Origin of the sequence: Streptomyces gottesmaniae (genome assembly GCF_031845845.1) — a bacterium.
Classification (GTDB): domain Bacteria; phylum Actinomycetota; class Actinomycetes; order Streptomycetales; family Streptomycetaceae; genus Streptomyces; species Streptomyces akebiae.
Window position 1 is genome coordinate 136,325 of the sequence record NZ_JAVRFJ010000026.1, and the last position, 10,587, is coordinate 146,911.

General features: G+C 69.0%; 14 protein-coding genes, 1 tRNA gene and 1 pseudogene. 11 read left to right on the forward strand and 5 right to left on the reverse strand.

Annotated features, from left to right (window positions below):
* Window positions 1-152: 152 nt before the first annotated feature.
* The 4 genes from RM704_RS27480 to RM704_RS27495 are packed head-to-tail and all read right to left on the reverse strand — an operon-like array spanning window position 153 to window position 1,878.
* Complete coding sequence (locus tag RM704_RS27480; protein WP_033531884.1) at window positions 153-587, reverse strand: hypothetical protein; 435 nt, start codon at window positions 585-587, stop codon at window positions 153-155.
* 22 nt (window positions 588-609) lie between these two features.
* Entirely contained in the window at window positions 610-1,002 is a 393-nt protein-coding gene (locus RM704_RS27485) for a hypothetical protein (RefSeq protein ID WP_033531885.1), read from the reverse strand.
* Window positions 996-1,424, reverse strand: a complete 429-nt coding sequence (locus RM704_RS27490) for an ATP-binding protein (protein ID WP_033531886.1) — start codon at window positions 1,422-1,424, stop codon at window positions 996-998. The genes RM704_RS27485 and RM704_RS27490 overlap by 7 nt, the downstream gene beginning before the upstream one ends.
* A 46-nt stretch (window positions 1,425-1,470) precedes the next feature.
* Window positions 1,471-1,878, reverse strand: coding sequence for an NUDIX hydrolase (locus tag RM704_RS27495; protein ID WP_033531887.1), 408 nt, complete (start codon window positions 1,876-1,878; stop codon window positions 1,471-1,473).
* 107 nt (window positions 1,879-1,985) lie between these two features.
* Here RM704_RS27495 and RM704_RS27500 point away from each other — a divergent pair, with 107 nt between their 5' ends.
* The 10 genes and pseudogenes from RM704_RS27500 (at window position 1,986) to RM704_RS27545 (ending at window position 8,874) form a co-directional block, all read left to right on the forward strand.
* Complete coding sequence (locus RM704_RS27500; RefSeq protein WP_033531888.1) at window positions 1,986-2,774, forward strand: GntR family transcriptional regulator; 789 nt, start codon at window positions 1,986-1,988, stop codon at window positions 2,772-2,774.
* Window positions 2,775-2,943: 169 nt separating this feature from the next.
* A complete protein-coding gene (locus RM704_RS27505) occupies window positions 2,944-3,300 on the forward strand; it encodes an SCO3933 family regulatory protein (RefSeq protein WP_033531889.1) in 357 nt (118 codons plus the stop codon).
* The gene (locus RM704_RS27510; RefSeq protein WP_033531890.1) at window positions 3,300-4,676 is read left to right on the forward strand and encodes an FtsK/SpoIIIE domain-containing protein; all 1,377 of its coding nucleotides are present in this window, start codon (window positions 3,300-3,302) and stop codon (window positions 4,674-4,676) included. Before RM704_RS27505 ends, RM704_RS27510 begins: the two co-directional genes overlap by 1 nt.
* A 90-nt stretch (window positions 4,677-4,766) precedes the next feature.
* Window positions 4,767-5,408 carry a DUF2637 domain-containing protein gene (locus RM704_RS27515; protein ID WP_033531891.1) on the forward strand — a complete coding sequence of 214 codons (642 nt, stop codon included), beginning with the start codon at window positions 4,767-4,769 and terminating at the stop codon, window positions 5,406-5,408.
* Window positions 5,409-5,419: 11 nt separating this feature from the next.
* Complete coding sequence (locus tag RM704_RS27520) at window positions 5,420-5,611, forward strand: mobile element transfer protein (protein ID WP_033531892.1); 192 nt, start codon at window positions 5,420-5,422, stop codon at window positions 5,609-5,611.
* A 24-nt stretch (window positions 5,612-5,635) separates the two neighbouring features.
* A complete protein-coding gene (locus tag RM704_RS27525; protein WP_033531893.1) occupies window positions 5,636-5,830 on the forward strand; it encodes a hypothetical protein in 195 nt (64 codons plus the stop codon).
* A 25-nt stretch (window positions 5,831-5,855) separates the two neighbouring features.
* On the forward strand, window positions 5,856-6,101 hold the full coding sequence (locus RM704_RS27530; RefSeq protein WP_033531894.1) for a hypothetical protein: 246 nt from the start codon (window positions 5,856-5,858) through the stop codon (window positions 6,099-6,101).
* A 155-nt stretch (window positions 6,102-6,256) separates the two neighbouring features.
* Window positions 6,257-7,537 (forward strand): replication initiator, encoded by a 1,281-nt coding sequence (locus RM704_RS27535; protein ID WP_078937489.1) that lies wholly within the window; start codon window positions 6,257-6,259, stop codon window positions 7,535-7,537.
* Window positions 7,530-7,742: an excisionase family DNA-binding protein gene (locus tag RM704_RS27540; protein WP_033531896.1), complete on the forward strand. Its 213-nt coding sequence runs from the start codon at window positions 7,530-7,532 to the stop codon at window positions 7,740-7,742. The genes RM704_RS27535 and RM704_RS27540 overlap by 8 nt, the downstream gene beginning before the upstream one ends.
* A pseudogene (locus RM704_RS27545) lies at window positions 7,742-8,874 on the forward strand (tyrosine-type recombinase/integrase). The gene RM704_RS27540 and the pseudogene RM704_RS27545 overlap by 1 nt, the downstream one beginning before the upstream one ends.
* A gap of 106 nt (window positions 8,875-8,980) precedes the next feature.
* On the opposite strand, the gene RM704_RS27550 reads toward RM704_RS27545, so the two are convergent.
* Window positions 8,981-9,053 (reverse strand) — tRNA-Arg (locus RM704_RS27550).
* 310 nt (window positions 9,054-9,363) lie between these two features.
* Here RM704_RS27550 and RM704_RS27555 point away from each other — a divergent pair.
* Window positions 9,364-10,536 carry an ABC transporter ATP-binding protein gene (locus RM704_RS27555; protein WP_311591338.1) on the forward strand — a complete coding sequence of 391 codons (1,173 nt, stop codon included), beginning with the start codon at window positions 9,364-9,366 and terminating at the stop codon, window positions 10,534-10,536.
* Window positions 10,537-10,587 lie beyond the last annotated feature (51 nt).

Consider the following 10,587-nt stretch of genomic DNA (forward strand, 5'->3'; position numbering starts at 1 on the left):
CGGCGGCCCCTGGCCGCCAGCGCGCGCGGACCGCCGTAGGCGGGCCGCCTTGAACCAGTAGAGAAAGTTGTAACTCAGTCGGACTGCTGGGGCTGTTCAGCCTCGGTGGATGCTTGACTGTCCGGCTTCAAACCAGTAGAGAAAGTTGTAACTCAGTCGGACTGCTGGGGCTGTTCAGCCTCGGTGGATGCTTGACTGTCCGGCTTCATCTGGTGGGCGTCGTGGCCCGCGGCGCGGAACTCGTCCAGTAGCTCGAAGAACATTTCCATGGCCGACGCGTGGGTCTGCTCCGCCCTGCGCTCGATCTCGACTGCCCAACCCAGTGAGCTGGGGTACGTCATCCCCAGGCGACGCCAAAGCCACTGAGCGAACGGCCCCAGGCTCCCTGGCTGAAGGTCGCAGTCCTCGTCGATGCCGTGGACGCCAAGGGCCGCTGTGTAGCCGATCAGTATGGACTCCAGGTGCAGGAGCGACCGGCCTCGCACCCACATGCCAGGACGCAACCTGACTTCGTCCAGGAAGTCGTACAGATCTGTCAGCTCGTTCAGCTGCCTGAGCCTCCGTGTGGGCTTCCCCGTGTCTGTCATGGGGCCACGCTAATGGAGGGCGTCACCGCTGATGGCTGTCGTGGCGCGGCTTGAAGTCGTATGCGCAGGACGGAAGTTCGGTGCCTTGACGGTGGGCGAAGGGCAGGAAGATCACTGGCCGGATCGTCCAGGTGATGCGGGTCAAGTCGAAGGTGACCGACACGGTGGAGGGTTCGGAGCGCAGGAGGGCTCGTCGGGTGTCTATACGGCCGTCATACAGCCACTCCCACGCCTGGGCGGATGCGTCCGGGTCGAATGCCGGTGAGATGGTGCGGAGCGCGACGGCAACCCATCTGTCGGCCTGGGGTGCCGTGTAGGCGTCGAAGGATGCCCGAAGCGTCAACCCGTCCTCTTCGGTGAGGTCTTCGGTCCAGCACTCGCACCAGTAACCCCGGCGGGCTTCGTCTTTCAGCACAGGTGGTCTCCCGGTCGGGTGCCGGTGAACAGTTCCGCGGTGACCGTGTAGCCACCCGCGCTGCCGTGGACCACGACTCGGTGGGCGAGTGCGGTGACCATGCCCAGGCCCCGGCCGTGTTCGGCCTCGTCGCCCTGGTGCTCGGCCTTCGGGGCCGTGCCCGTTCCTCCGCCGTCCGTCACCGAGAGGGCGATCACCTGCCGGGTCACCGCGAGGGCCAGGTGGAAGCTGCCGGATTCCATGCCGCTGGCCGTGTGGAGGATCGCGTTCGCACTCAGCTCGCTCACGATCAACTCGGCGTCCTCGGCCATGGGGGATCCGCGCAGGATGTCGCGGGTCCAGCGGCGGGCCCGGCTCACCTCTTCCGGAAATCCTGGGCAAGTGAGTTCCCAGACCCGCGCACTGCTCATATACTCGTGCATACAAGTTCCTTCATGCTGGTAGGCCGCCATGTGCAGCGGGTTCGGGCTAGATGAGTTTCACGCCGTCGTGGGCGCGGATGGCCGGCGGGGATGCCGCGTCCAATGCGTCCATGACGCGGATCGCGTATGCCTCGTCGGCAAGCTCGGTGACTTCTTCACGGGTGGCCCAGCGCAGTGCGCGGGTCTCGTCGCCGGTGGTCGGCGTGCCGTCGGCCGCTTCGCAGCGGAAGACCAGCGAGACGATCAGGCCCGTCATGTTCTTGTAGACACCGGTCAGGGTCGCGGGAAGCGCGATCTTGATGCCAGTCTCTTCGAGTACTTCGCGCTGGAGGGCCTCGGGCAAGGTCTCCTCGCGTTCGAGGACTCCGCCCGGGGGTTCCCACTTGCCGTTGTCACGGCGTTTGATCAAGAGGGCCCGGCCCTGGTCGTCGACGATGACTCCGGCGACGCTCACGGAGTGCGGACGGTCAGTGCTCACGTTCCTCGGCCCTCTCGGCTGGCTAGGCTCTCCACCGTAGCAACAACGATCGCCCACTCGTCTAGATATCTAAAGGAGTACACGTGCCCTCTCTTCCTTCCGGCTTCCTCGGTGATCTCGACCCCACGAGTGATCGTGCGGTCTTTCGGCAGATCGCCGACCAGTTGCGCGAGGCCATCGACCGCGGGCGGTTCAAGGAGGGTGAAAAACTGCCCTCGGAAGCCGAGCTCGTTGACCACTACGGGGTATCCCGGATGACGGTCCGCAACTCCTTCTCCGTCCTCCAGGGCGAAGGGCTCGTGCACGCCGAGCACGGCAAGGGCGTCTTCGTCCGGCCCCGGCCGCCCGTTCGGCGCCTCGCCTCCGACCGGTTCGCCCGGCGCCACCGCGAGCAGGGCAAGGCGGCCTTCATCGTCGAAGCCAACGCCGCCGGCAGTCACCCCCAGGTCGACAGCCTTGAGGTCAAGGAAGAAAAGGCCAGTCAGGACGTCTCCACCCGGCTCGGCTCCGTGCGGCGGGTGCTGGCCCGTCGGCGGCGCTATCTGCTCGACGGGCGGCCGGTCGAGTTCGCCACCTCGTATCTGCCGCTCGACATCGCGCGCGGAACGCCCATCGCCGAACCCAACCCCGGGCCCGGCGGGATCTACGCCCGCCTCGAAGAGCTGGGCCATCGTCTCGACCACTTCGAGGAGGAGATCCGTGCCCGGATGCCCTCGCCGGCCGAGGTGAAGACGCTCCGGCTTGCTTCCGGTGTGCCCGTGATCCACCTGATCCGGATCGCCTTCGACGCCGAAGGGCGGGCTGTGGAGGTCTGCGACACGGTCATGGCGGCGGATGCGTACGTGCTGTCGTATCAGCTTCCGGCGACGTGATGCGGTGATTTGCGGTGGTGCGCGGGGGACGCTTCTCCGACTCGTACACCCCAACAGGCATACTCGTATAGACGAGTGGGCAAGTGGTGTGGCAGGGTGGTCCGCGTGAGCCCGGCAAGCCGGGTTCGCAGGACACATCATGTATAGACGAGTAGATGGGTGAATTGCCTTGCGCACCATTCGTGTTGAGACCTCCGCCGCGACGATCCTGCTGACCGAAGCTCCTGAGCCCAAGGTCCGGGACCGGCAGACGGGCGAGATCGCCAAGGACGCCGTCAGCGGTGAAGCGCTGATGACGCTCGGCGTCGTCTACATCGAGGACGGGGAATCGTCGCTGGTCAAGGTCACCGTGCCCGAGGGCGGTGTGGCCGAGGGGCTGGCGCTGGGGGCTCCGGTGTCGCTGCCGGGGCTGGTTGCCCGGCCGTGGGAGTCCGTGTTCAACGGGCAGCAGCGCCACGGCATCGCCTACCGCGCCGCCGCCGTGACTCCGGCCGCCTTCCCCGCTGCCATGGGGGCCATGGCCTGATGTCCGATCTGGTGACACTTCTGGAGGTGGGTGGTCCTGTCGCCGCGCTCGGCGGCGGGGCTGCCTACACCCGGGCCAAGCACCCCCGCGTGTACTGGCCCACGGTCGGCCTGCCGATATCCACCGCCAGGCTCCTCGGCTCCTACGGCTCGGTCATGGAAGCGTGCGGCCTGACCGTGGCGCCGTCCCGGCTGCGGGTCCTCGCCGTCAAGGCCACCACCCGGCGGGAGGTCCGGCCCGTTCCGCCGCGGCGGGGCATCATCCGGCCCACCTCGACCGGCCTACGGCTTCGACTCCGGCTCGCTCCCGGACAGGAACCCGCCGACGTCGCCGCCTCGGCTGAACGGCTCCGGCACGCCTGGGGCGTTCACGCCGTGTACGTGACGACCGTCAAGCCGGGCGTCGTCGAACTGCGGCTCGTCGGCTTCGACGTATTGCGGAACGTGCGGATGCCCCGTAAGGCCACCGCCGAACTCCTCAAGGTGCCCGTGGCGCTGCGGGAGGATGCGACTCCGTTCGTCCGCGACTACCGCACCATTCCGCATCAGCTCACCCTCGGCGCCACCCTGTCCGGAAAGTCCATGTACCTGCGGCACCTGGTCACGGGCCTCGCCAGGCAGCCCGTCGCTCTGGTCGGCATCGACTGCAAGCGGGGTGTGGAGCTGGCGCCGTTCGCCTCCCGGCTCTCGGCCCTCGCGACCGATCCCGACGAGGCTGCCGAGCTGCTGCCCGTGCTCGTGAAGGAGATGGAAGACCGCTACGACCTGATCAAGGCCCGGCAGGGCATCGCGCCGGGCACACCCGACGAGGAGATCACCTCCGACATCTGGGGCCTGCCCGACAGTGAACGCCCGGTGCCGATCGTGCTGTTCGTCGACGAGGTGGCGGAACTCTTCCTCGTCGCCACGAAGAGGGACGAGGAACGGCGCGACGAGATGGTCACTCAGCTCATCCGGCTCGCCCAGCTCGGCCGCGCCGCCGGGATCTACCTGGAGGTCTGTGGGCAGCGCTTCGGCGCCGAGCTGGGCAAGGGCGCCACCATGCTCCGCGCTCAGCTCACCGGCCGGGTCTGCCACCGCGTCAACGACGAAGCATCCGCGAAAATGGCGCTCGGCGACATCGCCCCTGAGGCCGTCTTCGCCGCCTGCGCCATCGCTCCCGAACTGCCCGGCCTGGCCGTGGCCGGTGACACCTCCGGCGGCTGGTCCCGCATCCGCACGCCGTACCTCTCCCTCGGCGCCGCCGCCGAGATCTGCCGGGACTCGGCCCACCTGGTGCCCGACCTGCCCGCGCTCAAGCCCTTCCGGCCTGCTATCCCCGTACGGTCCGTCGAGTCCTCGGCTCCGGCAGTGCAGCCGCACCCGGTGACCGACTGACCTTCGCCCACCCCTCACCTCCGGTCGGCGTGACCGCCTCGCGCCACCTCCCTACCCCTGCCATGCCTGAATCCGAAAAGGAGCCGCATCATGCGCGCCCAGCTGGCCCGTGTCGACGCGGTGCTCGTCCAGGCGCTCATCGCCGCCGCGCTGTCCTTCGCCCACCTGCACGACATCGCCTCAGCCGCCGGGCAGGACGGGTGGAAGGCGTGGGCCTATCCGATCTCGGTCGACCTGTTGCTCGTCGCCGCCTGGCGCCGACTGCGCTCCGGTGAGGCGAAAGCGTCGGGGTGGTGCTGGTTCGTCATCGCCCTCGCCGCCTCCCTCGGCGCGAACGTCGCCACCGCCGGCCTCCTCGACCTCAACGACGTACCGGCCTGGCTGCGCATCCTCGTCGCGGGCTGGCCCGCCGTCGCCTTCCTCGGCGGAACCCTCCTCGCCCACTCCACCCCGACGGCGACCGACATGGACACGGAGCACACGGACGACGCCATGGGCCAGGAGGACGTGCCCGAACTCGCCCCCGAGGAACCGCCGCCGACGCCACCAGCCATCGAGCCACCGCCGCCCGAGCGACCCGCCGTACCCGTCCCGGCCGCCCTCGTCGAACACGCCCGCAAGGTCGCCGCCGAACACCACACCCGCACCGGAACACCCATCGACACCCCCACTCTCCGCGCCCGCCTCGGCGTCCCCGCGCCCATGGCCGAAGCCATCGCCGCCCACCTCTGAGAGGAGACCCCGTGTCCGCCAACCGCCGCTTCCGCAACGTCACCCGCATCGGCCCCGTCCAGGTCGCCACGTCCTACGACGGCCGCGGCCGCGAGAAGCACACCGCCGCCTGCACGGCTCCGCGCTGCAATTTCTCCGCCGACTACGACAGCCGCGCCGCCGCCGAGCTGGCCGCACGTACCCACCGCTGCCCCGTCCGCTGATCCTCCGAAGGGACCCCGCTCACCGTGACCGTCAGCCTGCCGCTCGTCGTCGTCCTCGGTTTCTTCGCCTGGGGAGCGGTCAAGTTCCTCGGCGTCCGTACCTGGGTCGTCGTCCTGATCGCCCTCTTCGGCTTCTACCTCTCGCAGACCTTCCTCGCCCCCGCCATCGAATCCGGTACGCGCTCCGGCGTGGACGTCATAAACGGCTCACATGCCTAGACGAGTAGATAAGGAGAGTTCGACCGTGTTCCTGCCCAAGTACCCCGACATCCCCACCCCGCCGCCCACACACCCCCACACCTCGGCCGATCCGGCTCCCGTGCGGCGCTCACTCCCGGCGGTCTCCATCAGCCCCGCAGTCGTGGCGGCCGTCGTCGTGGGTGGTGTCGTCCTCACCGCGCTCCTGGCTGCCGTCGCCGTCTCGGCCATCTCCGTCGCCCTCGCGGCCGTGGTCCTGCGCTCCCTGATCCGCGAGCAGAACCAGCGCTGAACCCGCACAACACCCGGGGCGGCACACACGACCAAGCATCCGCCGCCCCGGGCCCATGACTCCTGACCGAGCCAGTCAGAAGGAGAACCGCCATCTTCACCCGCACCACACCGCCCCCGCTCCCGGAACTCGCGAAGCTGGCCGAGCACGGAACCCTGCCCGGTATCCTCCGCCAACTCTCCGGCCTCGGCGGCTGCACCCACCCCATCCGCCTCGACGGCCACCGCACCGAGCACGACGTCGACACCACGACCGGCGAGATCGGCCGCGTCCTCCAGCACCTCGACTCCACCGACCTCCCGGCCGGCCAACTCCTCGTCCGCTGCAACAACCGCCGCACCACCCGCTGCGCGGCCTGCTCCGAGGTCTACCGCCGCGACACCTTCCACCTGATCACCTCCGGCCTGCGCGGCGGTAAGGGCGTCCCCGAACACGTCGCCACCCACCCGCGCGTGTTCGCCACCTTCACCGCACCGAGCTTCGGCCCGGTCCACAACCGCCCCTCCAGCGGGCGCCCCTGCCGCTGCGGCACCCGCCACGACCAGGACGACGCCGTACTCGGCACCTCGATCAACCCGGACACCTACGACTACGAAGCGGCCGTTCTCTGGAACGCCCACGCCGGTCCACTCTGGCGACGCTTCTCCACCTACCTGCGCCGAGAAGTCGCCAAGCGCGCGGGCCTGTCACAACGCCGCTTCCGCGAACACGCCCGTGTCTCCTTCGCCAAGGTGGCCGAATACCAAAAACGCGGGGCGGTCCACTTCCACTCCGTCATCCGCATCGACGGCCCCACCGGCGGCGACACCCCACCCCCGGCCTGGGCCACCGCCGAACTCCTCACCGACGCCATCGAGACGGCAGCAGCCAAGGTCCGCATCGACGGCCCGGCCATCGACGGACGCACCCACACCTTCACCTTCGGCCGCCAACTCGACGTCCGCACCATCCGCTCCGCCGACTTCAACGACGGCCAGGAACTGACCGAACGCGCGGTCGCCGCGTACATCGCCAAGTACGCCACCAAGGGCGCCGAAACAGCCACGGGAGCTCTCGACCGCCCGCTGAAGTTCGCCGCCGAACTCGCCCAGCTCGACATCAGCGACCACGCCCGCCGCCTCATCCGAATCGCCTGGGCCCTCGGCGCACGCAAGGATCTCGAACACCTCCGCCTACGCGCCTGGGCCCACATGCTCGGCTTCCGCGGTCACTTCTCCACCAAGTCCCGCCGCTACTCCACCACCCTCGGCGCCCTCCGCGACGCACGCGCCGAATGGCGACGAGCCCAAGCCGCCACCACCGACACCGGGCCCGAGACGACGTATGTGCTCGCTCACTGGGTCTTCGCCGGAACCGGACTGTCCGACACCGAAGCCTGGCTCGCCGAATCCCTCGCCCCCGCACCCGGAACGGAAGGAGAACCCACCCGTGGCTGACCGCTACCTCACCGTGGCGCAGGTGGCCGAACTCCTCGGCACTTCGGAACGCTTCCCGCGCCGACTGATCGCCGAACGACGCATCGCCTTCGTCAAGGTCGGCCGACACGTACGCATCCCAGAACGTGAGCTGAGCGCGTTCATCGACGCCAACACAGTGCTGCCGATCGGCCATCGGCGAGGCTCGTTGCGGAGGGCTGCCTGATGGCCAACAAGAAGGGGCAGCGCAGAAGTTTCGGGTCGGTCCGACAGCTCAAGTCCGGTCGCTGGCAGGTTCGCTACCGCGACCCCGAGACGGGGCAACTTCGTCCGGCCGAGACGACGTATGCGACCAAGACCGACGCTCAAGTCGCGCTCACCCACATCGAGGCCGACATCACGCGCGGCCAGTGGTCGGACCCGGACGCCGGGGCGGTGAACTTCGCGGAGTACGCGACGGCATGGCTCCGGGACCGGAAGCTCGCCGACCGCACCCGTGAGCGGTCTGAGTCCGTCATGCGGCTGCACATCCTGCCCACCTTCGGAGCCGGGACCATGGCGGACGTGACGACGGCTCGTGTGCGTAGCTGGCGGGGGAAGCTCCTCACGGCCGGCATCGGCGAGCCGACGGTGGTCAAGGCGTATCAACTGCTGCGGGCCCTGATGAACACAGCTGTGGACGACGAACTGATCCGGCGCAACCCGTGCCGCATCAAGGGCGCCGATCGCTACGACGTGCCTGAGCGGCCGGTCCTCTCGGTCACCGAGGTCTTCGCCGTCGCCGATGCCATCGCCCCGCGCTACCGGCTGCTCGTCCTCCTGGCCGCGTTCACCACTCTGCGCTTCGGTGAACTCGCCGCCCTTCGCCGTCGGGACATCGACTTGGAGGGGCTGACCGTCAGCGTCCGCCGGTCTCAGGCCGAGTTGCAGAACGGCCGCCTCTTCGACAAAGCACCGAAGTCTGCTGCCGGGGTACGTGCCATCTCGTTCCCCGCCGAGCTGCTCGACGATGTGACGGGCCACCTGGAACAGTTCGCCGCGCCCGGCCGCGACGGACATGTCTTCGTGGGCCCACAGGGAGGCCAACTTCGGCGAAGCAACTTCCGCGACGACTGGGTGGCGGCCAGGAAGGCAGCAGGGGTCACGTCGGAACTCCACTTTCACGATCTCCGCCACACCGGCAACACGCTGGCCTCGACGCCGGTGCCAGCACCCGTGAGCTGATGACCCGCATGGGCCACAGCAGCTCGCGCGCCGCGCTGATCTATCAGCACATGACCAGCGACCGCGACCGGGCCATCGCTGATCGGCTCGGGGCAATGATCCGCGAGGGTGGGGGAGAGGCCGTCTCGGACTAGAGGACCCGGCCGTCCACACAGCCGTAGTGGCACGCGTGTGGCACGGCCTCGAACACGACGAAGGGCCAGCCTGGGAGGAAACCCTCCTGAGCTGGCCCTTTTGCTGTGCCCCCGGCAGGATTCGAACCTGCGACACCCGCTTTAGGAGAGCGGTGCTCTATCCCCTGAGCTACGAAGGCAAGGTGCCCGGTCAGTGTAGCGGGTGGTGGGCGGGTGCGGCGGAGGCGTTCGGGGTGGGTGGGGTGGGTAGGTCGGGGCGGCGAAACAAATCGGTTTTCCGGAGCGGGGCGTCGGCCTAGCATGCCGCAGTCGTTCCGAATGGCGTTCGGCATGTCGGACGAAGTCAGGTGCGGTGTCGGACGAGATGCCGGGTGCGACGTCGGGCGAGACGTCGGGCGAGGTGTCGGGTGCGACGTCGGGCGAGACGTCGGGCGGGGTGTCGGGTGCGACGTCGGGCGAGATGTCGAGCGGGTCGTGTGAAGGGGAGTGATGCCGTTGTCTGCGGTCATCGAGGCGCGTGGGCTGTCCAAGGTGTTTCAGACGACCGTGCGGCAACCCGGTCTCGCGGGGGCGCTCAGATCGCTCGTCAGTCCGCGGCGCGTGGACAAGGTCGCGGTGCAGGACGTCGACTTCAGTGTGGGCAGAGGGGAGTTGCTCGCGCTGCTCGGTCCCAACGGGGCCGGCAAGTCCACCACGATCAAGATGCTCACCGGCATTCTGACCCCCACTTCGGGCGAGGCACTCGTCGCCGGGGTGGTCCCGCACCGGGACCGGGAGCGCAACGCCCACAACATCGGGGCCGTGTTCGGGCAGCGGACGCAGTTGTGGTGGGATCTGCCCGCCAGGGAGTCCTTCGAGATCCTGCGGGACATCTACGGGGTTCCGGAGGAGCGGTTCCGGGAGCGCATCGAGGAGTTCGACGGGCTGCTCGAACTCTCCGAGTTCTGGGACACCCGGGTCCGGCATCTGTCGCTCGGGCAGCGGGTGCGCTGCGATCTCGCCGCCTCGCTGCTGCACGATCCGCCCGTCGTCTTCCTCGACGAACCCACCATCGGCATGGACGTGGTGGTGAAGGAGCAGGTACGGCGGTTCCTGCGGCACCAGGTCGAGGAGCGCGACCGTACCGTCCTGCTCACCACGCACGACATGACCGAGGTGGAACGCCTCGCCGAACGCGTCGTGCTCATCAATCACGGCCGGATCGTCCTCGACGGTTCCCTCCAGGAGATCCGGCGGCGCTTCGGCGGCACCTGGCAGGTCCGGGCCACACTCGCCGACCCGGCCGACGTCGAGGCCGTCGAGCAGGGCGAAGGGGTCGGCGGGCCTGTACCGCTGCCCGGGTTCGCCGGTATCGGTGTGCTGCGGCGGGAAGGGCCGCGGGTCGTGTTCGGGCCGGTCGGGGAGGACGCGCCCACCGTCCACGAGGCCCTCAAGGTGATCATCGGGCGGTTCCGGGTCGCGGACCTCGCGCTGGAGGAGAACGACCTGGAGGACGTCATGCGCGCCGCCTACCTCAGCGACGTACCGGCCCAGAAAGGCCAGCACCAGGCCACCGTCGCCTCCGCCTCCAACCCCGCCTCCACTGCCGGCCGCCCCACCTCGACCTCCGCCCCTGTCGGCGACTCAGCCTCCGACTCCGCCTCCACCCCCCAGGGCGGCTGACCCATGCCCACCCCCTCCCCGTCCGCATCCACTCGAACCCCACCCCCGGCC

Excerpts from the sequence above, each read along its gene's own strand:
- RM704_RS27480 (WP_033531884.1), bottom strand. The coding sequence starts at position 587 with ATGACAGACACGGGGAAGCCCACACGGAGGCTCAGGCAGCTGAACGAG.
- RM704_RS27490 (WP_033531886.1), bottom strand. The coding sequence starts at position 1,424 with ATGCACGAGTATATGAGCAGTGCGCGGGTCTGGGAACTCACTTGCCCA.
- RM704_RS27510 (WP_033531890.1), top strand. The coding sequence starts at position 3,300 with ATGTCCGATCTGGTGACACTTCTGGAGGTGGGTGGTCCTGTCGCCGCG.
- RM704_RS27515 (WP_033531891.1), top strand. The coding sequence starts at position 4,767 with ATGCGCGCCCAGCTGGCCCGTGTCGACGCGGTGCTCGTCCAGGCGCTC.
- RM704_RS27555 (WP_311591338.1), top strand. The coding sequence starts at position 9,364 with ATGCCGTTGTCTGCGGTCATCGAGGCGCGTGGGCTGTCCAAGGTGTTT.